General features: G+C 67.4%; 21 protein-coding genes. 14 read left to right on the top strand and 7 right to left on the bottom strand.

What is annotated here, in order from left to right:
- Nucleotides 1–70: 70 nt before the first annotated feature.
- Both NL115_RS01430 and NL115_RS01425 read left to right on the top strand, forming a co-directional pair.
- Nucleotides 71–985, top strand: coding sequence for an undecaprenyl-diphosphate phosphatase (locus NL115_RS01430; RefSeq protein WP_254831450.1), 915 nt, complete (start codon nt 71–73; stop codon nt 983–985).
- A gap of 86 nt (nt 986–1,071) precedes the next feature.
- Nucleotides 1,072–1,296 carry a hypothetical protein gene (locus NL115_RS01425; RefSeq protein WP_254822940.1) on the top strand — a complete coding sequence of 75 codons (225 nt, stop codon included), beginning with the start codon at nt 1,072–1,074 and terminating at the stop codon, nt 1,294–1,296.
- Between the two features lie 27 nt (nt 1,297–1,323).
- Here NL115_RS01425 and NL115_RS01420 read toward each other — a convergent pair whose 3' ends face one another.
- The 4 genes from NL115_RS01420 to NL115_RS01405 form a co-directional block, all read right to left on the bottom strand.
- Entirely contained in the window at nt 1,324–3,024 is a 1,701-nt protein-coding gene (locus NL115_RS01420) for a DUF6517 family protein (protein WP_254831449.1), read from the bottom strand.
- Nucleotides 3,025–3,118: 94 nt separating this feature from the next.
- Nucleotides 3,119–3,565 carry a phage tail protein gene (locus tag NL115_RS01415; protein ID WP_254831448.1) on the bottom strand — a complete coding sequence of 149 codons (447 nt, stop codon included), beginning with the start codon at nt 3,563–3,565 and terminating at the stop codon, nt 3,119–3,121.
- A 1-nt stretch (nt 3,566) separates the two neighbouring features.
- Nucleotides 3,567–3,848, bottom strand: coding sequence for a hypothetical protein (locus NL115_RS01410; protein WP_254831447.1), 282 nt, complete (start codon nt 3,846–3,848; stop codon nt 3,567–3,569).
- Nucleotides 3,849–4,271: 423 nt separating this feature from the next.
- Complete coding sequence (locus NL115_RS01405; protein ID WP_254831446.1) at nt 4,272–5,483, bottom strand: hypothetical protein; 1,212 nt, start codon at nt 5,481–5,483, stop codon at nt 4,272–4,274.
- A gap of 162 nt (nt 5,484–5,645) precedes the next feature.
- Between NL115_RS01405 and NL115_RS01400 the strand changes: the two genes are divergently transcribed.
- The 9 genes from NL115_RS01400 to NL115_RS01360 all read left to right on the top strand — a co-directional run bounded on the left by NL115_RS01400 (nt 5,646) and on the right by NL115_RS01360 (nt 19,995).
- Entirely contained in the window at nt 5,646–9,083 is a 3,438-nt protein-coding gene (locus NL115_RS01400; RefSeq protein WP_254831445.1) for a PGF-pre-PGF domain-containing protein, read from the top strand.
- Between the two features lie 88 nt (nt 9,084–9,171).
- The gene (locus NL115_RS01395; protein ID WP_254831444.1) at nt 9,172–9,924 is read left to right on the top strand and encodes an ABC transporter ATP-binding protein; all 753 of its coding nucleotides are present in this window, start codon (nt 9,172–9,174) and stop codon (nt 9,922–9,924) included.
- Nucleotides 9,917–11,191, top strand: coding sequence for an ABC transporter permease family protein (locus NL115_RS01390; protein WP_254831443.1), 1,275 nt, complete (start codon nt 9,917–9,919; stop codon nt 11,189–11,191). The genes NL115_RS01395 and NL115_RS01390 overlap by 8 nt, the downstream gene beginning before the upstream one ends.
- Nucleotides 11,188–12,465 (top strand): ABC transporter permease, encoded by a 1,278-nt coding sequence (locus NL115_RS01385; RefSeq protein ID WP_254831442.1) that lies wholly within the window; start codon nt 11,188–11,190, stop codon nt 12,463–12,465. The genes NL115_RS01390 and NL115_RS01385 overlap by 4 nt, the downstream gene beginning before the upstream one ends.
- Entirely contained in the window at nt 12,462–12,623 is a 162-nt protein-coding gene (locus NL115_RS01380) for a hypothetical protein (RefSeq protein ID WP_254831441.1), read from the top strand. The genes NL115_RS01385 and NL115_RS01380 overlap by 4 nt, the downstream gene beginning before the upstream one ends.
- Complete coding sequence (locus NL115_RS01375) at nt 12,620–15,646, top strand: FtsX-like permease family protein (RefSeq protein WP_254831440.1); 3,027 nt, start codon at nt 12,620–12,622, stop codon at nt 15,644–15,646. Before NL115_RS01380 ends, NL115_RS01375 begins: the two co-directional genes overlap by 4 nt.
- Nucleotides 15,639–17,372, top strand: a complete 1,734-nt coding sequence (locus NL115_RS01370) for a sodium/phosphate symporter (RefSeq protein WP_254831439.1) — start codon at nt 15,639–15,641, stop codon at nt 17,370–17,372. The genes NL115_RS01375 and NL115_RS01370 overlap by 8 nt, the downstream gene beginning before the upstream one ends.
- Before the next feature lie 82 nt (nt 17,373–17,454).
- A complete protein-coding gene (locus tag NL115_RS01365; protein ID WP_254831438.1) occupies nt 17,455–18,147 on the top strand; it encodes an ABC transporter ATP-binding protein in 693 nt (230 codons plus the stop codon).
- 579 nt (nt 18,148–18,726) lie between these two features.
- Nucleotides 18,727–19,995, top strand: a complete 1,269-nt coding sequence (locus NL115_RS01360) for an RNA-guided endonuclease InsQ/TnpB family protein (protein ID WP_254831437.1) — start codon at nt 18,727–18,729, stop codon at nt 19,993–19,995.
- Between the two features lie 88 nt (nt 19,996–20,083).
- Here the strand turns inward: NL115_RS01360 and NL115_RS01355 are convergent, their stop codons facing one another.
- The 3 genes from NL115_RS01355 to NL115_RS01345 form a co-directional block, all read right to left on the bottom strand.
- Nucleotides 20,084–20,641 carry a DUF7342 family protein gene (locus NL115_RS01355; protein WP_254822954.1) on the bottom strand — a complete coding sequence of 186 codons (558 nt, stop codon included), beginning with the start codon at nt 20,639–20,641 and terminating at the stop codon, nt 20,084–20,086.
- Nucleotides 20,642–20,796: 155 nt separating this feature from the next.
- Complete coding sequence (locus NL115_RS01350) at nt 20,797–21,360, bottom strand: metal-dependent hydrolase (RefSeq protein WP_254831436.1); 564 nt, start codon at nt 21,358–21,360, stop codon at nt 20,797–20,799.
- 55 nt (nt 21,361–21,415) lie between these two features.
- Nucleotides 21,416–23,014 carry an ABC transporter permease gene (locus NL115_RS01345; RefSeq protein ID WP_254831435.1) on the bottom strand — a complete coding sequence of 533 codons (1,599 nt, stop codon included), beginning with the start codon at nt 23,012–23,014 and terminating at the stop codon, nt 21,416–21,418.
- Between the two features lie 254 nt (nt 23,015–23,268).
- Between NL115_RS01345 and NL115_RS01340 the strand changes: the two genes are divergently transcribed.
- The 3 genes from NL115_RS01340 to NL115_RS01330 are packed head-to-tail and all read left to right on the top strand — an operon-like array spanning nt 23,269 to nt 25,648.
- Nucleotides 23,269–23,547, top strand: a complete 279-nt coding sequence (locus NL115_RS01340; RefSeq protein WP_254831434.1) for a DUF8044 family membrane protein — start codon at nt 23,269–23,271, stop codon at nt 23,545–23,547.
- Nucleotides 23,548–24,639: a DUF4350 domain-containing protein gene (locus tag NL115_RS01335; protein ID WP_254831433.1), complete on the top strand. Its 1,092-nt coding sequence runs from the start codon at nt 23,548–23,550 to the stop codon at nt 24,637–24,639. It begins immediately after the preceding gene.
- Nucleotides 24,632–25,648, top strand: a complete 1,017-nt coding sequence (locus NL115_RS01330) for an AAA family ATPase (RefSeq protein WP_254831432.1) — start codon at nt 24,632–24,634, stop codon at nt 25,646–25,648. Before NL115_RS01335 ends, NL115_RS01330 begins: the two co-directional genes overlap by 8 nt.
- Nucleotides 25,649–25,822 lie beyond the last annotated feature (174 nt).

The following is a 25,822-nucleotide window of genomic DNA, read 5'->3' as shown; positions in this document are numbered from 1 at the left end:
GGAGCATCCGGCTCGGGACCCCCATCCCGGACCGCAACGCATACACCGGGCCACTGGCCACTCGGGAATAATGCGAGAAGCACTTCGTCTGGCCGTCGTCATCGGCGTCATCCAGGGGGTCTTCGAGTGGCTCCCGATATCCAGCGAGGGGAACGTCGCGCTCTATCTGACCGTCATCGAGGGGCTCCCGGAGGGTGCCTCCGTCCAGTACGCGCTCTTCCTGCACGCGGGGACGGCGCTCGCAGCCGCGGTCTACTACCGCGAGGAGGTCGGAACGGTCCTCCGGACGCTCCCCGGCTGGGGGCCCGGAATGGCCTTCGCCGACCGCGACCACGCCGACCTGACCTTCCTGGTCGTCGCCACCATCTCCTCGGCACTCGTCGGCATCGTCGCCTACCTCGCACTGGACGCCGTCGTGAACGCCGTGGCCGGCGGCGCGTTCGTCGCCCTCATCGGCGTCCTGCTCGTCGGCACCGGCGTGGTCCAGTGGACCGCGACGCGTAGCGACGACACGACACAGGCCGACGGTGGCACGGCCACGGGCGGCAACATCGCGCCGGGCGGTCTCGACACCGCGTTCGGCGAGCGCGCCATCGCGAACGTTCCGGATGCTCTGCTCGTCGGCGTCCTCCAGGGCCTCGCCATCCTGCCCGGCGTCTCACGGTCGGGCACCACCGTCTCGGCGCTCCTCCTGCGTGGCTTCGAGGAGGAGATCGCCTTCCGGCTCTCCTTCCTGCTCTCCATTCCGGCCGCGCTGGGTGCGGCCGTTCTCGTGCTGCTGGATACGGGGCTCCCGACCATCGGTCCGGCCCCTGCCGCGCTCGCACTCGGGACGAGCGCCGTCGTCGGCTACGCCACCATCGGCGGGCTCATGGGTATCGTCCGCCGTGTCGCGTTCTGGGTGGTGTGTGTCCTGCTGGGCATCCTCGCCGTCGTCGGTGGCCTGTTCACCAGCGGTCTGCTGACGGGGCCGCTCCTCGGCTGAGGGCGCCACCGGCTTCCCGTTCCCTCACTTCTCCCGTGCCGAGCGAAGTCGCTAGGTATTCCAGCCTCCGTCCTGAAACGCGGGCAATGCAGGACACCCACAAGGAGCTGATGTTCCGTAGCTTCAAGGACGGGATGGATATCGTCGCCGACTACAACGAGTGGGCCGAGGACGCCTTCGACCAGCAGGTCCCCGTGCCGCCACAGGCCGTCCCGCAGGTCGCGATGGCGCTGTACCAGAGCCGCATCCGGGAGCGCATGGGCAACGGCGACCTCGACTTCCCGGACTTCGACGGCCGGATGTACGAGTGATCCGGCGTCGGGCGACGACCCACCGCCCTAGAGATACTCCAGTCGGCTGGCTGTCTCTGCCGTGAAGCGTCGCCCCCGGGTGACGACCCGCTGCCAGCTTCCCGCTCCCGAAAGCCCCGATTCCGTCCCGAGCGGCTGGCGATGCGCGCCGGCCGCGATGACGTGCGAGTCGTCGGTGATGCGGGCGACGTGAACGGCGACGGCCCAGGGGCCGTTCTGCCCGCTCACGACGCCCTCGTAGCTCTCGACCGTCGTTCCCGTTCCGAGCATCTGGACCGAGGTGCTGGCGTCGGCGCCCGTCGACCGCGGGCCGTCGAGCCACTCGACCGTCTCGATGTCGGTGATGCCGGCCTGCCCGAGCACCTGCCTGGCGGTCTCGTGTTCCAGCAACGCCGTCGTCTCCATCCCGACCAGGGGGTTGACCGACTGCCCGGCGATGGAGGCGTCCGGTGTCGAGAAGGTCGCCAGCCCGAACGTCGCGCCGGCCAGCGGCGCGGGGCGGCCCGCATCGAGCAGGTCGGCGACCTGCCCCGGGCCGGAGCCGCTCACCTGCAGCGACGGCGACTCGAACGGGGCCGTCGCCGGACCGACAACCGCGAACACGGTCGATGCCGGGTCGACGGTGTCGCCCGCCGCGGCCGACTGCACGCCCGCACTCTGGGCCGCGGCGCCCCCCGCGGCCATCCCGAACGCGTCCTCCAGGGACTGCCCGCCGGTATCCACGAGCACCTGAACCGACGACGGGTCGCCCGTCGGCCACCCCGGCACCGACCACTCGGGTGACGACTCGGCCCCCGACGACTCGGACTCCCCGCTGCCAGCCCGCCAGGCCCGGTCGTGGAAGAACGCCCCGCCGGGCACCCAGTACAGGCGCCCCGCGGCGCCCGAGCTGACGGTGCGGCCGGCCCCTTCGTCGAAATCGCTCCCCCGGAGGAGCCACAGGGCGCTCGCGCTACCGCCGCTTCGGGCTCCCTCCGGCACGAGCAGGCCGACGTGCTGGGCGTCGGCCGTCGCGGACGCGTCGAGCCAGTCGAGCGTCACGCCGTCGATGGCGACATCGCTGGCCGTGGTGACGACCGCGCCGTTCTCGATCCGGCCGCCGTTCGCTGTCCGGACGTACCGGAACACGCCCGAATCCTCCCGTCCCTGCTGTTGCTGGACCGGGCCGCTGTCGGCGATGCGCTCGACGCCCTCGAAATCGACGGTGACCGACTCCGCGGCGATCCCCCCGCCGCCGCTGGCGGTCGCGTCGAGCGTCGGGGGGTCGTAGGCGAGCGGCCGGGCGTTCGTGAACCGCCACGTGAGTACCGATGCCCCGGTCTCGTCCTGCACGGAGACGACGACCTCCTTCCCCGCCTCCTCCATCTTGCCCTGGTCGACGGCCGTGCGCCAGTCGTCCAGCGTGCTGTCGCCCTTCCGCATCCCCCGCTCCATCTCCAGGTCCTCGTACTCCGTCCGTCCCGAGAGCTGGCGCTGCTGGTCACCGTCAGTGCCCTCCCGGGACTCCACCAGCCCGGTGGAGCGTGCCGGGAGGTCGACGGTCCGGAAGCCGGCTACCTCGGTGCCGCCGATCTCGACCACGAACCGGCCGGTCCGGAGGGGTCCGTGCCTGTCCGGCGTTTCGAGTGACCGGGCCCGCTCTGCCCGTGGCCTGTCCGCGGCGTGGCCGACGAATGGTGCGGTTCCGGACGCCTGCATCGTCCGACGGTGGTCTGGGTCCTCGGTCATGCGTCCTCCGTATCGGCATCGTATCGCTCGGCATCGTATCGCGTGGGACCGGCCGCGGTCCTCGCGCGTGGGCGATTGGTGTACACGGTCCTCCCTACTCCGGTCGCTGCATCTCGTCGAAGACGACGGTGACCGATTCGGTCGCGACACCGCCGCCCTCGGCGGTCGCGTCGAGCCTCGGCGGTTCGTATCGCTTGGGCCACGCGTTCGTGAACTCCCAGCGGATCGCCTCCTCACCGTTCTCGTCCTGCAGGACCACGGCGAGGTCCTTCCGGCCCTCCTCCATCTTGCCCTGCTCGATGGCCTTGCGCCAGTCGTACAGCGAGGCATCGTCCTTTCTCGCCCCACGGACCATCGTCAGGTCCTCGTACTCCGTCTGCCCCGTGAGTTTGCGCTGCCGGTCCGAGTCGGAGCCCTCCCTGTACTCCTGCACCTTCGTGGAGCGTGCCGGGAGGTCGACGACCTGGAAGCCCGAGACCTCGACGCCCCCGACCTCCACCACGAACCGGCCGGTCCGGAGGGGCCCGTGTCGGTCCGCCATCTCACTGCCCCCCCGTCCCGACGGTCCGGTCGTAGACCCCGGCGTGGTTCGTGAGCTCGACCCGGCTCCCGGCCGGCCCGTCGAACGACATGCTCAGGTCCTCGAGCGCCGTCTCGGTCACCTCGAGAGGGTCGTGGTGGGTGTCGGGAAGCCCGACGGCCGATGCCTCGAACGACTGCTGTGTCGGGTCCCCACAGCCCGCCGTCGCGGTCGCGACCACCGCGGTCGCCGTGACGAAACTCCGCCGTGATACCGGGAGCGGGTTTTCCCCGTCCTGTGTCATACACTCATATCTACGAAACTGTTATATTACACTTATCTAGTATTGATTATAGTTCTCCGGCCAGAGCACGGATTACTGGTGGATTGACCTCCTCCTTCTGAAGGCGGAGGAATCCGACCATCGGATTCGGGCGGCCGTCGCCCTTCGGTTCCAACCCGCACTCGGAGGGAACCGGCGACACACCGGGGGAACTCTCGTTTGTCTCCCTCGTAGGGCTGTGGTGCGGTCAATGACGCCCCATCGAATCCCATGTCATCGCCGTGTGAACCACCGCGATTCACCATCCCTTGTGGTTCGGGAACGGCTCTCACCGAATTCGTAGCATTGCGGAGCACCCGCGCCACAGGCTTGAATGTTACTGACAAACGGGCCGAGTGTCGCTTGACCTCTGCCTGAAGGCGGAGGTATGCGCTCGCAACTCTATCAGGACTCCGTCCGGCGACGCGTCAGCAGCAGCGCTCCCGCGAGCAGTGCCACGGCAGCCACGACGGTGCCGAAGCCGGACTGACCGTCGCTCGTCGTCTCCGTTCCGGGGCCGTCCTCGGTCGGTGTCGCGGGAGTGATGACCCCGTCATCGGTCGGTGTGGGGGTCGCAGTGGCCGTCGCGGTCACGGTCGGAGTCGCCGTGGTGGTCGGCGTGGGGGTTGCGGTCGGCGTCGCCGTAGCGGTCAGCGTCGGCGTGGCTGTCTCCGTGGGCGTCGCCGTCACGTTGTCGGTCGGCGTCGGTGTCGCGGTCGGCGTCGCATCGGAACCGGATGAGCCGCCCGACGAGCCGCCGCCGCTGGACCCCCCGCCGTTCGAATCACCATCGTCAGAGTCGCTGCCGCCACCGGACGATGGCGCGTCGGTCGGCGTATCGGTCGGCGTCGCGGCCGACTCGATGGTCACGTCGTGACGGTCGCTGACGCCGAGCGCCTCCTTCTCTTCCGAACTGGTCTCGTTAGGTCCCCGGACGACGCCATACAACGCATAGGACCCCGAAGATAGCTCATCAGTGGGGACCGTGGCTTCGTAGGTCGTTCCTGTCTGTTCCGTCGCCTCGACACGAACCAGGTCGGTCTCGTTCCCGATAACGGCCTGGACAGCGTGGGGAGCCGCTGCATCGGGGTCGACCTGTTCGATATCCACAGTTACGTCGACCGAGGTGCCCCGCTCCACGGAGTTATCTGCTGCCGATGCTGTGACCGAGTACCCTTTGATTACGAGCGGGTGAATCGCCTGCGTCTTACTATCGGAGTTGATTACGATGTAGTATGTCGAGGGCCCGAGATCCGGAATAGTATAGTCGATGTTCGAACCATCATTTTCATCGCCTATTTTCTCGATATTTGTATTGTCTGCCCTCTTCAAGATGATATCGTACTGATCAGATTCAGCAGTGATCGATATGGAAATACTTCCCTCACTCTCTTGTTGTGCAATCGCATCGACGGTGTACGTCGACCCGCTTACCGTGACCTCTCGCGTCGGTATGTCCGTACTTCCGGCGACATCGATGTCGTACGTACCAGACTGGGTGCTGACTGTCGGAGATGCCATGCTCGCCGTGGAGGTCTGCTGGAGGGCGGCGCTCGCTCCGGAGACCGAAGCGATCACCAGAACCGCCACAGTGAGGAGGACGGGGACTCGTCTCATCACGTGTTTCTGGATGCCGTCGGGGGCATAAATCTACTCTGTCGCTCTCGGCGAACGGCGTAACCACGAATCGTATTGCCCCTGCTTCGGGGGCGATAGAACAAGTGTGCGCCTGTCGTACCCAAACTGTTTTCTACTAGCCTTCTGACTTATCTTTCGAAAATGTCTCGTCTGAGAGCAGTTACGCTATCCTTCCTGCTGCTCGTGTCCGCGCTCGCGGGGGTGCTCGCGTTCGGTGCGGGCCACGTGGCGGCCGCACCGAGTGGGGGGGATACACTGGTTGTTGATCCGAACCCCGGAACAGCATGTGGCGTACCAGGCGTCACTGATTCCGAAGAGTACCTCAACATCCAGAATGCCGTCGGGAACGCGCAAACTGATGACACGGTGCTCGTCTGCAGTGGAACGTACACCGAACCGGTGACCATCGACGAGTCGATCACCATCGTCACCTACGAGGACGGGGTGAAGATGGTCGGGAACACGCCGACCGCACCGACGGACTACTCTACGGCGTTCGACGTGCAGGCCGCCGACGTGACCATCGGTGCCGGCGCACAGGCTGGGAACGAGGGCTTCACCATCACCGGCTACACCGGCACCGGCATCTCTGCCAGCGGTGTGACTGGACTCACAGTTAACCACTCGGACATCGGTGAATTCGACGGAGGCAGCACCACCGGTATCGACGTGGCGAGTTCCGGTGATGTCGCAATCAGGAACAACCTCGTTGGAAACGTCGACACGGGAATCAAACTGTCGAGCACCAGCAGTTCCGGCACGACCGAGATTACCGACAACAAGATCGGCGAGGTCACGGACGGTATCATCCTCTCCGACCCCACTGATGTAACTGTCAAGAAGAACGGAATCGTCAGTTACGAACGCGGTATCGATATTTCGGCTCCAACTAGCATCAGCGGCGTAACCATCACGGAGAACCTCCTCAACGGGAAAGACGATGAGGGGTCAGATTCTGTTGATTCAACCGCAATCGAATTCAGTGGGTCCACCTACAGCGGCGGTGACCCCGGGACCGAGGCCAACGTCTACCTCAATCTTATACAGAACAATACCCAGGGCGTCTACCTTACGACAAGCAGCGGAGATTTCAATCCGAGCGGTATCCGGCTCGCATTCAACTTCTTCCAGGACGGGACCTCGGATTCGACGACGCTGACAGCAGTCGATAGCGAACTGTCGTCTGAGTTCGTCGCCCGCCAGAACTACTTTGCCGACGACAGTGGTCCCAGTGGAATTGGGCCAGGAACCGGGCAGGGGATTACGGGCAATGTCGCCTTCGACCCGTGGCTCGGCAAGTCGAACGTCTGCAGCGGGAGCCAGTTCACGAGCGCGTTCGACTCGCTCTCCTCGGAACTGGACAACTATCCCACGGAGATCCGCGGGGTCTCGGTCGAGGCAGCGCTCCCGACCTGTGTGTGGAACCGGGCAGGGTTGCCCCTTCGTGGAACGACCGGCTCGGCGGCGACCAGTGCTCCGATTCCGACCATCTCCGTCAAGCAGCAAGGTGGGACTGCTGTGGAGATCAACAAGAACAAGCTGACCGTCTATCAGAAGGGTCAGCCCCTTACGCTCGAATATTCCAACGTTGACGGTGCGGATACCACCGACCGCTCCGGCACAGCCCAGCTGCTGATTCTCGAGGGCGTCAGCTCGACGAGCCAGTCCGACCTGTTGACCGGAGGGTCCTTCGACAACGCGACGGGCACCGTGACGCTGCAGACCGACGCGACGAACACGAAGCTGTACGGGAGCTCTCTCACGATCCAGTCTGACGGCACGTTCGCCACCAACCCGACGTACAACCCGCCATCGTCGGGCCCAGTCGCGTTCGTTCTGGTTCAGCCACAGTTCGGTGAGGGGCTGACCGACCCGGACACGACCGACAACGAGGTCAAGGTTCAGGGCGGTATCGATATCATCGGCACGACGGTCGTTCCCGTACAGGAGGCGCAGGGGAGCGCCACACCGACATCGTCGACGGTGACTGCTGGTGACCCGGTCGAGTTCACGCTCGACTCGGGGCTCACGGGGCCCGAGGATACGACCCACGCAATCGCCGTCTACGACCGTGACGCGGTCAGTGACGCGTTCGTGGATGTCATCCTCGACTCGGGTGTCACACTCGATGACGTGCTCTCGCAGTCGGTCTCAACGTCCGATGTGACGGTCAAAACCAGCATCCGAGCGATCAGCGGGACCACCAACTTCGAGGAACCGATATCGGTCGACGAGACGTTGTACGGGCAGACGCTCGATCTCACGCTCGACGGGATTTCGGAGGGAGAGCAGTCGCTGCTCGGTCCGGAGTACGTCAAGCCGAAGTCGGTGACCACCGTGGTGAACGCGTCGGGGAAGTCGATTTCAGCCTCCCCAGGTTCGACCCCGACCGTCCAGGTTGCCACGGACGAGAACTTCGCAACCGGGACGTACCAGTTCGTCTACCTCGCCCAGCAGGGCGAGGGGTACGGGAGTTTCAGTACGGCCACGGGAACCCTGACCATCGAAGCGCCGGACACCGGTGGCGACGATGGCGATGATGAAGACGAAGACGATGGCGACGGCGACGGCGGCGGTGGCGGCGGTGGGGGAGGCGGTGCTGCCCCCGCTCAACCCAGCTCACCATTCGTCGTGGTCGACACCTCGGTGAGCCCGGACCGGATCGCACCGGGGAACACCACCACGGTGACGGTGACCGTGCGGAACAACCGGAGCAACGCGGCGCTGCTGGAGCAGAAAATCGCCGTCAGGGTCAGGGGCGACCGGCGGGCGACCAGAACGATCTCCCTCGCCGCCGGGGAAACCAGGACCCTCGAGATCCCGCTGACGTTCACCGAGGCGGGCCGCTTCCCGGTGCGTGTCAACGGGCAGTCCGCCGGACTCGTGACGGTCCTCCCGCAGGACGTCGAGGACCGGAGTTCCTCGCGCGTCTTCGACCAGAACAGTCGCAAACCCGGCGTACAGGTTCGGTTCCCGAGAACATCGGTCCGAGAGATCACGTTCCCCGAGGCCGCCGAAGGCCGCGCGAACGTCGACCAGCTCAACCGGGTTCCGCGTGGGACGCCGCAGCCCCCGGGCCTCTCTGTGCGGACGCTGGATATCACCGTGCCCGAACAACTCCGTGACCAGGGCGCCACCATCCAGTTCGAGGTCGAGCGGTCACAGCTCGCCGACCTCGGCGCCGACGCCGAGACCATCCGGATGTACCGCTTCAACGACGGCGAGTGGCAGCCGCTCGACACCACGCTCGTCCGCGAGTCCAGCGGGACGCTGATCTACGAGTCCGAGACGCCGGGCTTCTCGCTGTTCGCCGTGACGGGACAGGAGGCGACGCCTGTCACGCCGACCCCGACACCCGTCACGCCGACGCCCGAGACGCCGACGGCGACCCCGACGCCCGAGACGCCGACGGACACCCCCTCGCCCACAGGGCCGACGGAGACGTCGCCGCCCGGTGACGGTGGCGACAACACGGCAATCCTGCTCGGAGCGCTCATCCTGCTCCTGCTGATCGCCGGTGCGGGTGCCGCGCTCTACCTCGCCCGCGAGGACGAGGACGGGAACACCGGCGGGGCATAGCGACGCCCCCCGACACTCGCCCGCTCGATATCCGACCGACGACGGTGGCTTTTTGTCCGAACTACGCCCATTGCCGACAGACTTCCCGATGTCAGAGCCCTCCGAAACGGTCTCCCCTCCTCCATCCGCCGACACCGACCCGCCGGCCGTCTGTCGCTCGGTGCGCCGCGAGTACCGCCGCGGCGACAGCGGGCCGACGGTCACGGCGCTGGACGATGTCTCGCTCGCCGTCGAAGCCGGTGAACTCGTCGCCGTCGTCGGTGCGAGCGGGAGCGGCAAGTCGACGCTGTTGCACCTTCTCGCCGCGCTCGATACGCCGACCGCCGGCAGTGTCAGCATCGCCGGCACGGACACGGAATCGGTCGGTCGACGCGGCCGGACACGCCTCCGACGCCAGCATATCGGCATCGTGTTCCAGCGGATGCACCTGTTCCCGTCGCTGACCGCCCGCTCGAACGTCGCGCTGCCGCTCGTCGAGGCCGGCATCGGTCGGCGAGCACGCCACCAGCGGGCTGACGAGTTGCTCGAACGCGTGGGGCTGGGCGACCGGCTGGACCACCGGCCCGACGAACTCTCCGGCGGTGAGCGACAGCGTGTCGCCGTGGCCCGGGCGCTGGTGCTGGACCCGGCGCTCGTCATCGCCGACGAGCCGACGGGGGAACTGGACACCGCGACCGGCGAGCGGGTGCTGGAGCTGTTCCGCGAGGCCGCTGGCGACCGCGCGGTCGTGGTCGCTTCCCACGACGACGCCGTGGCCGAGGCCGCCGACCGCGTCATAGAGCTACGCGATGGGCGCCGCGTGGACGGCGCCGACGGTGATCGGGGTCCGACGGATGAGTGAGGGACCGTCCGAACTCGAGGCGGACTCGGGGACGCGCCGCGGGAGACTCCGCGGGCTCGCGGGGCTGGCCGCCGCGCGGCTCGGCCACCGACTCCGCGAGCGGGACGGACAGACACTGCTCAGCGTCGGTGGGGTCGCCGTCGCGGTCGCGCTGCTGCTCGTCATGACGAGCGTGAGCGCCGGCCTCGTCACGGGGACGACGGTCGGCACCGACGAGACGGACTACTGGATCCTCCCCGAGGGCTCCGCGGGCAGTGCCGTGACGGCCGTCGAGGGGCAGCGACTCGGGCAGGTCCATCCGGTGACCGAACGCCTCACCGCCCGACCGGGCGTCACCGACGCGACGCCCGTGCTCACCGGCGTGCTTCGGCTCGGGCCAGCAGACAGCGACGTGGAGCCCCAGTACGTCGTCGTCCTCGGCGTGCTTCCGGGGGCGAGCGAGCAGCGCGTCGCCGGACTCCCGACGAACGCCCTGTCGCCGGGCGACCCGTACTACGCGAACGGGTCGTACAACGGCACGTGGACCGGTGAGGCGGTGGTCTCCGAGAGTGCCGCGAGCACGCTTGGCCCCGAGGGCGGACAGGTCGAACCCGGAACGGGCCTGCGGGTCGCCGGAACGGAGTTCGACGAGGGGTTCACCGTTTCGACGGTCGCGACCACCGATGGCCCGGGAATCGGGCAGTTGCCGGTCGCGGTCGTCCACCTCGCAGAACTCCAGCGGCTCACGGGCGGGACGAGCGGCGACGTGGCCGACCAGATTCTCGTCTCGACGGACGGGTCGGTCGCCGCCGAGGACCTCGATGGCGTGTACCCGAACGCCCAGGTGTTGACTCGCGGCGAGTTGCTCACCTCGCGGGCACAGCAGAGCGGCCTGCCGGTGGCGATGGCCGCCGCGGCACTGGTCGTCGCCGTCGTCGTCGGAACGCTGTTCCTCGTGACGACGGTCGGGTTCTCGGTCCTCGCGGACGCCGAGTACAGGGCGGTACTCGCGGCTATCGGCGTCTCTGGCACCTCACGGGCCACGCTGGTCGCCGGCGAGACGCTGGCGACCGCGGGCGTTGGCGGACTCGTCGGCGTGGGCTGCTGGCTCGTCGCCGCGGCCGTCGTCGCCCTCCTGGGAGTGTTCGGGACCGCGGTGCCGTTCGCGGTCCGGCCGGTGTTCGGACTGTACGGACTGCTGGTCGCGCTCGGTGTCGGCCTCGTGGCGCTCCCACCGCTGGTCGTGGTGAGTCGCCGGACGCGGGCCGTCCGGGAGGTGCTTCGATGAGCCCCGACGGCGATTCCGAGGGGGACGAATCACCAGCCCCGTCGTGGCTTCCCGGGACGCGGGCCCGCGCTGCGGTGGGTATCTCGCTGTCACAGGTCCGGCACTACCGCGTCCGGTCGGTGCTGTCGGTGGTCGGTATCGCGCTGGGGGTGGTGCTGGTCGTCTCGCTTGCGGGGCTGGGCTACGGCCTGACGACGACCGGTGACGAGGCAATCGACTACCTCGACCACGACCTCTGGGCGACGAGTGGCCAGGTGGAGCTGAATCCGGCCGGTATCGGTGGCGTCGCCAACCCAATCCCGCAGGCCCATCGGACGACCGAGGAGTTCGAATCGAACGAACGGGTCCGGGACGCACAGGCATTGGCATTCCAGACGGTGTACGTGAGCGATAGCCCGTCGAACTTCGATACTATCGCCGGTGTCGGGTTGACCGGGAACGGCTCGCGAGTCGTCGGTGGGGGCGGGTTCTCCACCGGCGATGTCCACTACGCCAACGGGAGCTACGACGGGCCGATGACCCACGAGATATTCATCGACGAGCGGACCGCCGAGCGGTACGACGTGGGAGTCAACGACACGCTGTACGTCGGCGGCACCATCTACCAGGCCGAACGCAACGAGTTCCGCATCGTCGGGGTGACGCGCTCGTTCTCGCGGTTCCTCGGCGTCCCGACGGTCGCGATGCATCTGAGCGAGCTGCACGAGGTCTCGGGAACGACCGGGAGCGACCGCGCCAGCATCGTCGGCGTCAGTCTCGCCGAGGGGTACGGGACCGAACGCTCACAGCGAGCACTGGAACGGGAGTACGCTGACTTCGACTTCCGGACCAACGACGAACAGGTGGGCGCCATCATCGGCCGGCAGGCCTCCGTGCTGGCCGGGGCGGGGACGCTCGTCCTGCTCGCGGTCGTCGCCGGTATCGCGCTGGTGCTGAACACGCTCGCGCTCGTCGTCTACCACCAGCGCGAGGCGCTCGCCGCGATGAAGGCCGTCGGGATGCGCGGCCGCACGCTGGGCGTGATGGTCGGGACACAGGGGGTCCTGTTCGGCCTCGTCGGCGGCGCCGTCGGCTGTCTGCTCGTCCCGCCGCTCGTCAGCGTGGTCAACGGCTTCGTGGCCGACCTGACGGGGTTCACGGAGCTCATCAAGACGCCGCTCTGGCTCTATGGCGTGGGGCTGGGGCTGGCGCTCTCGATGGGAACGCTCGGCTCGCTCGTCGCCGGCTGGCGGGCCGCGAGCATCGACCCGCTGGCTGTCCTCTCTCGACAATGATACGATTCGTCGCTCACCGCGCTACCTCGTCGTACGACGGCCCGGGAGCGACGCGAGACGAGCGCGAGCCGACGTGCTACATCGCCGAGTCGATGTACGACATCCGGCAGCAGATGTACGAGTGGCGCTACACGCCGCCCGTCGAGGTGAGCCGATGAGCTACCGTCGCGCACTTCTCACGCGCTGGTCACGCCGAGACCGACTCGCGGTGCTGGTGGTCGCCGTGACCGTCGCGTTCCTCGTCGGGACGACGCTGCTCGTCTTCGCCGCGGGCGCACAGACCGCCACCCTCGCCGCGCAGTTCGACTCGCCCGGGTCGGTGACGGCCCACGAGTCGCCCGCAGCCGCGGCCGCGAGCGACCCGGACGCCGTCGTGCTGCCGCTCGGCCACGCGAACGGCACGACTGTCGTGGGCATCCCCGAGAACGCCTCCGTCGGGGGCGTGGCGCTCCGCGATGCCGTGCCCCCAGAGTGGCAGGTCGTTACACCAGATGAGGTGAGGTCGCCACGCACGGCGCTGGCCGTCCACCCCGATGGCCGGAGTGTGGATACACGAGAGGGAGCGAACGCGACCGGCGTCGACGGGGCAATCGCCGCAGCCGTTCCGAACGAGGGCGTCCCCCTGCTGTCCGCGCTGGCGTTCTTCGTCGCCGGCACCCAGCAGGCACTCGTCGTCGTCGGCGTGGCCGCAGCGTGTGGAGGACTGCTGGTCGGCGTGACGACCTACAGTGTCACGCGCATGAGCGTCCGGGACCGGCGCCCGACCATCCGCGTGGTGCGGGCCACGGGCGGGCGTCCCCGGACGGTCCTCGGCCTGTTCGCGGTACGGGCCGGCCTGCTGACCGCTGTCGGCGTGGCGCTGGGCTACGCGGTCGGCGTCATCGCGACGAATGCGGCCGTGAACGTCGCCGTCGCGGCCGGCCTGCCCACCTCGCTCGCCGTGCAGGTGTCACCACGAGCGGTCCGGGTGCTGGTGCCGCTGTTCGCGGCGCTGATCGGCGTCGGAATCGGCAGTGGCGTCATCGCGTCCTGGAGTGCCGCGCGGGCGTCACCCGGGAGCCTGACCGACCCCATGAGCGGGCGGTCCGCTGCGGATGCCGGCTCGAGTCTCGTGACGCGGCTCCGCGCGGCCGCCCGGCCCCGGATTCTGGGCTGGCGGCCGCTCGTTCCGACCGCGGCGACACTGACGGCGTTCGTCCTGTTCGTCGGACTCGCCGCGGGGCTGGCCGGCGTCGCCGCACCGATCGCGGGCGGCGCGGGACCGCTCGACGGCCTGGTCGACAGCGGAACCGCCGTCGAGACGACGACCATCGTCCAGCCCGGGAGCACCCACCCGGTGAGTAGCAAGTTGCCGGCCGGCTACGCCGACGCGCTCCGGGCACGCGGCGCGAATGCGAGTCCGGAAATCCTCCTGTTCGAGGTCGTCGACGGCCAGCCCGTGCCGGCACGCGGGGCGAACTACACTGCCTTCTCACGGGTGACAGACGCCGACCTCGTCACAGGTCGTGCGCCGCGGAACGCCTCGGAAGCCGTCATCGGCGCCGACGCAGCCGCCACGCTCGACCTCGGTGTCGGCGACCAGCTGCTCCTGGGCGGGAGTACCCAGCCCGCAGTCACGCAGGTCCGGCTGGTCGGGACGTTCGAGGCCGCGGGCCCGTTCGACGACCAGGTCGTGGTCCCGCTGGCGACGGCGCGGTCGCTGACCAGCGTCCGCGAGGGGCAGGCGAACCTCATCCGGGTGACCGACCTCCCGGCTGTGGAGCCGGGCACCGGGAGCGGCATCGGTGTCACCGGGCTCTCGACACCCAGTCGGGTGCCTGCCGAGGGACAGCTCCGGGTCGACGTGACCGTTCGAAACGACGCGCCCGCAGAGGGAACCGAGCAGGTCGCCGTCACGTATCGTGGCACGACACGGACCATCGAGGTGACGCTAGCGCCGTTACGCTCGACGACGCGGACCGTGACCTTCTCCGCGGGCGCGGCCGGAACCGCTACCGTGCAGGCAGGTGGCGCCAGACGGGATGTGACGGTCGTGCCCCGCGATGCACTCGCACTCGAGGGCGTCCCCGGGCGGGCACCACCTCGGTCGGAACCACTGGTCCGGGTGGTCAACGCCTCTGGCGCGCCGACGCGAGCGACGCTGACGGTCACGAACGGGTCGTGGAACCGGTCGGTTTCGACGGGGGGCAACGGTCGTACGCGTCTCCCGCTGCCTGCCACGTCCGGCACGTACACTGTGCGGGCGACTGCAGAGGGAGCGTCGACCACGGAGACGACCCTCGTCGTCTCCCGGAACGCGACCCGAGATGTGAGTACCCGGCTGACAGTCCGCCCCGACGCGCCAAGCACGCTCGTCCGGCCGACGGCGACACTGCGGCTGTCGAACCCGTGGAACCGGACGCTGACGCGCCGGGTACAGTTGACCGGCCCCGGTGTCACCCTCGACCGGGAGCTGCAGCTGACACCCGGACAACGGACGGCGCTCGACGGCCGCCTGAGCAGACAGCCTCCGGGTGAGTACACCGTCACCGCGAGCGTCGGCAGCGGTGTGGATGCGACCGCACTGAACACGACCTACCGGGTGACCGGCGACGACCGCATCGTCGCGGCGCTGGCCACCAGCGGCCGGACGGGGACGAGCGGTATCGGACAGGCCATCGAGGTCGCGTTCGGGAACCTCGGGCTGCTCGTCGGGACGCTGGTCGTCCTGGCGTCGCTGATGACCGTCGGCGGGACCACCGCCGCGTTCGCGGCCGCTGTCGCTGCCCGCCGGCGAACGCTCGGTGTCTTCCGGGCGACGGGGGCGACACCCGCTCGTGTCGCGCGGCTGGTGCTGGCCGACGCGCTCCGGATCGGTGTCGTAGCCGCTCTGCTGGCGGTCGCGCTGGCATCGGTCGCGCTTGCCGGACTCGGTGTCGCGGACCTCCTCGTCGTCTTCGGCGTCCGCATCGGGTTCCCGACGCCGCCCGTGCTGGTTGTCTGTGCCATGGGTGCGGTACTGCTGACTCTGATCGCTGCCGGCCTCGCGTTGGCCGGTGCGCTCCGGGCGCCGCCGGCTTCCCTGCTCGCCGATGCTGGGCCGGAGCCCCCCAGCGTGGACGACCGGACTCCTGGCCAGGTATCCCACCCAGCCGGTGAGAACGCCGGCGTCGAGGCCATCGGAGGTGACGACGATGACTGACCGCCGCCGTGGACTGGCGCTCGTCGCACTGGCGACGCTCGCCGTGGGAATCGCGACGCGGGCGTGGCCGCTGTACTGGAGTCCGTATCCGGCGACGCTGGACGCGTTCCGGTACGCCCGACTCGCGGAGGCGACGATCGAAGGCACGCTTCCGGTCGCCGTAATCCAGGCCGACGAACTCGTCTTCACGATGGTCCACGGGGTCCTCGCGGCTGTGACGGGCGTCTCGACGCTGCATATCGCCCAGCCGATGGTCGCCGTCACGGGCGGGGCGTCGTGCCTGACGGCCGTCGCGCTGGTGGCTCGCATCAGCCGAGAACGCGACTGGTCGACGCGACGGCTGCGCATCGCCGCCACGACGGCGGGCCTCGGTATCGCCGTCGAGGGACTCTACCTCCGGCGCTCCGGCGTCCCCGACGAGGAGGCGTTCGGGCTGCTCGTGGTGCCACTGCTGGCGCTGGTGGCGTGGCAGGCACTCCGAACTCGACGCCCGGCCTGGTGGATACCGACCGTTCTGCTCGCGCTCACGATGCCGCCGCTGCATAACATGAGCGGGCTGGTCGCGGGGATGACGCTGACCGGCATCGCGACGGTCGCGCTCGTCCGGGGGCGTGACCGCTGGGACGTGCTCGCCGCGCTTGCGGTTGGGGGTGGCTACTGGACGGTCTACTTCGGGTACGCGCTCGCGGCACCCGCAGTCGGGTTGCAACTCACGTACAGCGGGTTACTGGGCGGGACGCTCGGCCTGTTCGTCGCGTGGGTCGTCGCGGTCGGTATCATCGCCGTGTGGGCCCGCTCGGCATCGACGATGGCACTCCGCGTCGCGTGGCTGCTCCCCGTCGGCGGCTGGTTCGTCCTCGTCGGCGTGAACGCAGTCGTCACCATCTACCCGGGAACCGTGCCCTCGCCGAGACTCGTGGTGCTACTCATCGGGGCGTACGTCGTCCCCGTCGCGCTGGTCGGCGTCGGGATTCGCGAGGGTCGGCAGGGAGCCGGCGTCACCGCGTTCGCGGCGCTGCTCGCTCCCGTCGGGCTGGTCTACTACGGACTGACCGGGACGCTCACACCCCAGTTCTTCGGGTACGTGATTCGCGTGCAGTCGTTCGCCCACCTCCCGGCGTTCGTGTTCGTCGGCGCAGCGCTCGGGTCGCTGGTGGTCGGACATCGGGCGGGAACCCGTTCGGTGGTCAGGTCGGCCGGCGGCACTGCAGCCGACGGTGGCGTCTCGGCGTATCTCGGGTCGGATAACGAAACCAGCAGGCTCGCCACGGTCGGCCGTGTCGCGCTCGTCGTCGTGGTCGTGGGTGCACTGGCCGCCACGGTCCCCATCGGCTACATGGACCTCGATACCGGTGCCGTCCCGAGCACGACGACACCCGGTGAGTTCCAGGGCGTGACGTTCGCCGAGCGCCACGTCGAGGGACCCTACGCGACCGACCACGCGCTATCGCGTGTCGGGCTCCTCTACTACACCGACACGGCTGCGACCGTGGAGGTTGCGCCCATCCGGTCGTGGCTCCAGGGCGGCCCACCGCCCACCTGTCCGGTCCTGGTGGCAAAGGACTGGGTCACCGCCGGAGCGCACCTGTATCCGACGGCACCCGAAACGCTGTCGCCCGAGCGCTACGAGCAGTTCCTCGAGCGCCGGGACGTGGTCTACCACTCCGGCGGCCTCGACTCTCACACGTTGGTGGTACCGAGGAACAGTAGTAGCGAGGATTGCTGAGCGCAAGCTCTCGCACTGACTACTGTGGGGCACTCGAATCGAGTCGACACCGTTAGGCACCCGTCGGCAGAAGCGGGGAGTGATGGCAACGGAGGGGCGGGAGTCGACGGATGCGAGCAGTCCCGACGAGCCCGTGCTGGCCGCGGATGGTGTCTCGGTCGACCGGGGTGGAACCCGCGTCCTGACAGATGTCTCACTCGCGGTCCCGCCCGAGGCCCGAATGCTCATCCGCGGGCCGAGCGGCGCCGGGAAGACGACGCTGTTCCGCGTGCTCGGGCTGCTCGAACCGCCGACCGAGGGCCGGATTCTCGTCCGCGGGACCGACGCCGCCTCGCTCCCGGAGCGCAAACGGGCGGCGCTGCGCCGCGACCACGTCGGCATCGTCTTCCAGGACTTCCAGCTCATCCCGGACCTGACGGCCCGGGAGAACGCCGCGCTACCGCAGGAACACGGCGGGAGCCACGACGGCGAGTGGCTGGACACGCTGTTCGAACGGCTCGACATCGTCGACCTCACCGACCAGTACCCGGCGTCGCTGTCGGGTGGCGAGAAACAGCGCGTCGCCATCGCCCGGGCGCTGGCCAACCGGCCCGCAGTCGTGCTGGCCGACGAGCCGACCGGGCAACTCGACCCCGACACCGAGGGGCGGGTGCTGGACCTGCTCGACGAGGCCACCGCAGAGACGGCGCTCGTGGTCGTGAGTCACGACCGGGCACTGGGCGAGCGGTTCGAGCGGACCGTGACGCTGCGGGACGGGCAGATTGTCGGCCGCTAGTGTCGATTACAGAGATTTGAGGAGAACGCCCACGACTGAAGTCGTGGGAGGATGTCAACGAATGGCGTGTTCCGGGATGGAGGGGCGGTCGTTTTCCCACCGTAGTTCGTCGAGTACACTAACTAGCCCATCAATTCGCTGTTCAAACACGTTCAGAGGGTGTGAATCGAGGAACCCGGCCTCCTCTCGCTGTACCGTCTCTCCTCGATGATCAATCTGGAGGTGGCATTCTCCGAGACTCATGTGTGTTTCATCCTGATGCCATCCGATCATGAGGTCACGCTCGGGCTCGACCCACTGGACCTTGTAGAAATCATACGCGTAGTCCTGTGGGAAGTCGAACGAAATCTGAAGTTCGGCTTCATCGACAGGATACGACCTCGTCAGGAATATCGGTGCTGCAATCGTCGCTCGAACACCGGTCTTATGGAAGTTGCAAGGCTAAAACCCCGCCCTTCAGGGCGGGGATACAGCCGACAACTCTTCCACTAACTACGTTCGATGGAAGTACTGGATATTCCACGCCCAGTCGTTACTTTTAATATACAATCTTCCATAACAGGTTATGAACACAGTCCGATGCTGGCGACCACTCGCACCTATCGAGCGAAAATCGTCAATCACTCTCAGGTGAGCGACGACCTCGACCAGTGCGGGTTCTCCGCGTCGAAACTGTGGAACGTCGCCCGATACTACACGCAGGGTCGGTGGGACGAAGACGGGGAAATCCCCGACGACGGCGAACTCAAATCCGAACTCAAGGAACACGAACGATACAGTGACCTCCATTCTCAGTCAAGTCAGCGAGTTCTCGAAGAGCTTGCTGAGTCGTTCAATAGTTGGTACAAAGCACGCCAACGCGGAGACGAAGACGCCAACCCACCCGGCTACCGCAAACACGGCGACGAACACCCACGCTCCACCGTGACGTGGAAGCAGAAGGGTATCAAGCACGATTCAAAGCACAACAAACTCCGTCTGAGCAAAGGCTTCAACCTGAAGAACCACCGCTCTGACTTCATCCTCTGTGAGTACGAGACGCGACCAGACGTGACCGTGGAGAACATCCAACAGGTCAGAGCCGTCTGGAACGGCGACCGCTGGGAACTCCACCTCATCTGCAAGGTTGAGATTCCCGTCGAGAACGCACCCGGCGACAACACGGCTGGAATCGACCTCGGTATCAACAACTACCTCGCCATCGCCTACGACGATGGAGAGGCCGAGTTGTATCCGGGGAACGTGCTGAAGCAGGACAAGCACTACTTCACCCGTGACGAATACGACACAGAGGGCGAGAACGGCCCGTCACGCCGTGCGCTCCGTGCCCGTCAGAAACTCTCGCGTCGGAAAGACCACTTCCTACACGCGCTCGCCAAGCACATCGTCGAGCAGTGCATCGACCACGAGGTCGGTCGTATCCCCATCGGTGATTTGAGCGAGATTCGTGAAGACGAGAACGGGGACTCACGTAACTGGGGCAAGCGTGGAAACAAGAAACTCCACGGATGGGAGTTCGACCGGTTCACTACGTTGCTCGAATACAAGGCCGAAGAACACGGCATCCTCGTAGACCGAACGAGTGAGCGAGACACGTCAAAGACGTGTTCGTGCTGTGGGCGGAAGCGTGACGCGAATCGTGTGGAGCGTGGCTTGTACGTCTGTGAGTCGTGTGGTGCGACGATGAACGCGGACGTGAATGGTGCGGTGAATATTCGGAGAAAGATAACTCAGAGTCCTCCGACGGAGGATATGAGTAACGGTCGTTTGGCACGGCCAGTAGCCTACCTGTTCAACCAAACCTCCGGGTCGTTCCGCCCGAGGGAACAGGTGGGTTGCGAACCTTAATATCCCAACGCTCGGGAATCCTCGCCCTTCAGGGCGGGGAGGATGTCAACGAGGTTCGCGCGATTCGCGAGAAATATCATCGAACAGTCTACTGGGAGAGTGGCATCGAGGAGTTCGGTGAACCGTCCTGTCCGGGGTAGAGCGACCGGGCATCGTCGTAGAGTTCGAGTGCGTGCTTGAGCAGGCGTTTATTGTCCTCATAGGTTTCCCACTGTCGAAGCACACGATTCCGTTCCTGGATGGCCTCGCTGGTGAGGTCGTCATCGGTGAGCGTCGATTCCAGATCGTCCCGTGATTCGATGTCGAATTCGGTCTTCCATTCGTCGATCTCCGCTTGAATCGTGGCGATCTCCTCACGGAGCTCCTCGCGACTGTGGTCATTGATCAGCTCGGTTACTTCGTTGAAATATCGGAGCTGGTAGTTCGGAGCGTACTTCGTGTTCCCGTCGTCGCCCTCGATATCGTGAATCTGCCCGAATTCGACGAGCATCTCCAGTTCGTCTTTCGCGGTCTGCCACGAGGAGATCTGTGCCTGTTCACGGACCCACTCGACGGAGCGAGGCCGGGTGAGTGTCGTCGCGATCTCCCTGACACGCTCGCGAGATGATAGCCCATCAGTCCACGATTCGAGGCCAGGGTCGGTCATACCTGTCACTCGTCGCCGTAATCTATTATGTCTTTTGAGGGGTCTCATATATGCGAGATAACTTCGTGAGAAATCGGCGGCAATTTCGGGAGACTCGACGATGACACCATAGAAACCTACTGAGTGCCCCGCTCGTCATACCCCTGAGGGACCGCTCACTCCACGTCCGACTCGGGCGACCGCCCCTCGGACGTGAGGAGTCCGACCAGCTCCCGGAGCCCGGGCAGCCCGTGTCGGTACCAGAGCCCGAGCCCGACCACCGTGAGACCGAGGCCGAACAGGAACAGCGGCGACCCCTCGATGTCCCGGAGATGGGTGAGGATACCGACCGTCTCGGTCGATGGTGATGGTGCTAGCGGCCACGCCAGGAACACGAGGTCGCCGAAGCTCAGTGACACCAGCGAGCCGAACGCGTCACCGAAGAAGTGCGACGCGTAGCCGATGGCGAGTGCCGTCCCCGAGGTTTCGGCTCCCCGGAGTCGGAGCACCGCGACGACGGCGAGCATGATGACCGTCCCCGTCAGCAGCGAGTGTGCCAGCGACCGGCCGTACGGCAGGACGCCGACGTACCACGCCAGCGTCTTGTCGATGAGGTCCGGGAGCTGGGTGCCGAATCCCAGTGCAACGACGGGAAGTCCGACCGGTCGCTCGCTGAATCGGCCACGCAGGTACAGCGTGTAGGCGAGGTAGCCGAGCGCGGCGTGGGCCCAGGGCCACATTCAGCCGGACGTATCGCGGGGACGTGGATAGGTCGTTCGGGACGCGTCCACGACCTCAGCCCGAGGACGGGCCGGTCGTCGCGTTCGTCGCGTTCGTCGCGGTGGCGTTCCCCTGCCGGACGCGGACGGTCTCGTCGTCGTATATCTCCAGCGTCCCGACGACGGTTCCGTTCGGCGCGACCCGCTCGACGACCAGGGTCGGCGTCCGGTCACCCGGCTGGCCGTCACCGCCCCCGCCGTCGACGCGCTCGCCCCGGAGGAAGGCGGTCACCTCCGCGGTCGTCGTGACCTCGTGGACATCGCTGGAGCGGGCATTGACGAACGCCGTGTACGCGATGCCACTGCTGTCCTCGGGGACGATCCGAACCTGCCAGTAGAGCTGGCTATCGACCACGACGGGGATTGGCTCGGAGGGAGTGAACCGGTTCCAGTCGGTCGTCCGGGCGGCCTGCCGGACGTAGTCGGTCGCCTTGCGGGCGCCGAACAGCGACGCCGTCGGTGAGTACCGCTCGTACTCGCCGGTCCGCGCGTCGATTGTCCAGACCTCCTTCAGCCCCTGGGCCTGACCGTACGGCTCGACCGCGACGACGTACTCCGGGCCGGCCCCCGTGAACACGAGGAACGGCTGGCTGTTGCCCTCGCCCGGAACGGGCGCGACCTCGATCTCGTCCTCGTGGCTCGTGAACGTGTTGACGATGCCGTTGCGGTACTTCGTCGCCGCGACCTTCCGGCGGGTCAGGTCGAACGGGTAGAGCTTCTGGCCCGACAGCGCGGGATGGTCACGGGCCTCCGCTGGCGAGAGGTCCTCGACGGTGCCGTCGCGGTCGAGCAGGACCACCCCGCCCCATTCGGGCGTCGTGTACGGCAGCGGGAGCCAGTGGAACTTCGGTTTCGTGTACGGGACGGCGATGTACTGCTCGCCCTCGTGGACCACCATGTACGGGTCCTGGTACTGGACGAGGTAGTCGGCCCGCTTCAGCGTCTCGAACCTGTAGTTGTTGTAGAAGGCTGGGCCGATTCCCTTCTGCAGGTCGCCGACGACGGTGTCGACCTCCGCGTTCTGCTCGGTCATGTCGACGAGCACCGTCCCGTGCTGGCGCTTGGTGAGATGGTTGAACGTCCCGTCCGGCGCGAGCGCGTACGACCAGTACGGCGTCCCGTTACGGACGGTGATGTCGCCGCCGGCGATGCGGTACTGTGGGAAGTTCAGGGTGTTCGAGGCGTACCGCGTCGCCACGCTCTGCGGGACGACCCGCGGCTTCGCCGGGTCGGTCTCGCTGAGGTTGCCGGCCGTGTCCGAGCGGGTCATCGTCGTCTTCCCGAGTTCCTCGCCGGCCAGCAGGCCGGCACCGCCGATGCCGACGAAGAGCATGAAGCCAGCCAGGACCAGTGCGACCTGGGCAGCGCCGGGTGTGCCGAGGCGCGGGCGGAGGAAGGCCAGGACCACCAACCCGAGCACCACGACCGGCAGGGCGATCGGCGTCGTGTAGAGGCCGTAGACGACCCCGTGGAGCCACGGCCGGAAGTACCACCCCAGGACGGCGAGGACGACACCCGTCACGACCAGCAGGACCGCCAGTCGGCGGGGGTTGCGGTCACGCATCCGGTTGAGCCAGTTCCAGACGGCGAGCAGGAGGGCATCCTGAGAGGGCATCGTACCGGCCCATCTCGACGACAGGGTATCACTGTGGCGGAGGCTCCCACGGTCTCGTCTGAATCCCCGGCAGCGAGGCCGGAAGGGGGGCCGACGATGCTGGCCCAGACCCGAGCGTAGCCCGAGGGCGACGGTGACGGGACGCGCCACGAGCAGACCGGTGGTCGATGCTGCGAGGGATGGGGGCAGCGGGCGTTCGCACTCGGCCATCGAAGCCCGACACCTTCTAACGCCCTCCCCCGAACACACCCACAATGGCGACCCGACGGCGACAGCGGTTCGTCCACGCGCAACTGGCGTGGATGCTGGCGACGGTGCTGGGCCTGTCGCTGCTCGGGTCGCTCTCGTACGAACTGTTCTTCGTCGTCTCGCTCATCGGCTTCCTCGTCGTGGTCGAGTTGACGGCCCCGTTCAACGTGACGCCGCGGTGGCGCTCGCGGCTGAAGTGGCTCATCGGACTCGGGCTCGTCGTCTTCGGCTACATCGTGGTGCGGCGCATCCTCGCCATCCTGCCGCCGGGGGTGTTCGGCTGAGTGGCGCGTGAACTGCTGGGCATCGAGTGGGACGTTCCCCGCGTGTTGCTGGTGGCGCTCGTCGCAGCGACGCTGCTGGGTGTCCTCGTCGCGGCGAGTACCTCCTCGGCCGCGTTCGGGCTCTACAATCCGGGCTGGGAGGGGACCTCGGAACTCCGGACGGTGGCCGACGAGGCCGGGACGGAGACGACGGTCGCCCGGAACGTGAGCGAATATCGCGGTGCCGGCGACGGGACCGTCGCGGTCGTCCTCGCGCCCGATCGCTCCTACTCGGAGCGCGACCTCGCGGCTATCCGTGGTTTCCTCGCCCGCGGCGGCACGCTCGTCGTCGCCGAGGACGTGGGGGCCGGTGGCAACGAACTCCTGGGCGGCGTCGGCGCGACGGCACGAGTCAACGGCACGCTCCTCCGGGACGAACGCCACAACTACCGCTCGCCAGCGATGCCCGTCGCACGGAACGTCACGGACAACGAGACGCTGACGCGCGGTGTCGAGCGCCTGACGCTCAACTACGGCAGCGTCGTCGAGCCGGGCGATGCGAACGCGACCGTCCTCGTCCGCTCGTCCGGATTCGCGTATCTGGACACGAACGGTAACGAGGCACTCGACGATACCGAGCGGCTGGCCTCGCGACCGGTCGCGACGGTCGAGCGCGTGGGCCAGGGACGGGTCGTGGTCGTCTCGGACCCCAGCGTGTTCATCAACACGATGCTGGAGCGCTCGGGCAACCGCCGGTTCGCTCGCAACCTCGTGGCCAGCGAGGACCGGCTGCTGCTGGATTTCTCGCACACCGCCGACCTGCCGCCGCTGTCGCTCGCGCTCGTGACCGTCCGGAACGCGCCGCTGCTGCAGACGGCCGTCGGCTTCCTCGCGGTCGGCCTCGTCGGTGCGTGGGGTGCCGGCTTGTTCGGACGACTGGGTAGCGCCGTGGGGCGACTTCGCCGCAAGCGCCCGTCCGACGCCCCGCCCGTGACGGAGGCCGCCCTCGTGGCGTACCTCCGCGAGCAACACCCAGAGTGGGACGAGTCGCGAATCCGGCGGATTGCACAAGGGATTTCAACGGAACGCGGCGAAGGTGGCGCAGATGACTGACCCCGCGTCGGTGGCCGCGGCCGTCCGCGAGGAAGTGAGCACGGTGCTCATCGGCAACGAGGACACCGTCGACCGCCTGACCATCGCGCTGCTGACGCGGGGCCACGTCCTGCTGGAGGGCGTCCCTGGGGTGGCGAAGACGACGATGGCGAACCTGATGGCCCGGGCGACCGGGCTGGAGTACAACCGCATCCAGATGACGCCCGACGTGCTGCCCGCCGACGTGACGGGGACGAACGTCTACCGCGAGAACACCGGCGAGTTCGTGGTCCAGAAGGGCCCCGTCTTCGCGAACGTGGTGGTGGCCGACGAGATCAACCGCGCCACGCCGAAGACCCAGTCCGCGCTGCTCGAGGCGATGCAGGAGCGAACCGTCACCATCGAAGGGGAGACGCACTCGCTCCCGGACCCGTTCTTCGTCGTCGCGACGCAGAACCCCATCGAGTTCGAGGGGACGTTCTCGCTGCCCGAGGCCCAGCGCGACCGCTTCCAGTTCAAGCTGACCGTCGACCTGCCCGACCGCGAGACGGAGTCGGCCATCCTCGACCGGTTCGACAGCGAGCCGGGGCTCGGCCCGGACGCTGTCGAGCAGGTCGTCGACCCCGAGGGCCTCCAGGAAGCCCGCGAGACCGTGACCGATATCCACGTCGAGCAGCCGGTCAAGGAGTACATCCTCGACCTCGTCGCGGCGACCCGTGAGAGTCCGGACACGGCTCACGGTGCCTCGCCACGGGCAACGCTGGCCTTCCTCAACGCCGGGAAGGCACAGGCCGCCATCGAGGGGCGCGAGTACGTCATCCCAGACGACGTGAAGGCACTGGCAGAGCCCATCCTCGCGCATCGGCTGGTGTTGAGTACGGACGCGGAACTGAGCGACATGACGGCACGCGAGGTGGTGCAGGACGTGGTCGCGTCGGTGGCACCGCCGAGTGCCGAGGGGATGCTGGAGGAGACGGAGGGCGGCGAGGAGGAGGCGGTCAGCGACGGCGGTTCAGGTGTCGAGAGGTAAGCGACGCCGCGCACAACGAGCTTCGACTTTTCCGGGCTGTCTTCCCCTACGTCACCACCAGTTTACCGCAGTACGAGCAGGTCGTTATCAGGATAATCATTATCACGATAATGGCCGCCGGGACTGGCGATAATCGGCGGATACGGGGAAGATTATCCCTCACTGGACGCTGAC

This window comes from Haloglomus salinum (assembly GCF_024298825.1).
GTDB classification, from domain to species: Archaea; Halobacteriota; Halobacteria; order Halobacteriales; family Haloarculaceae; genus Haloglomus; species Haloglomus salinum.
This window is presented reverse-complemented; position numbering and strand designations above follow the sequence as displayed.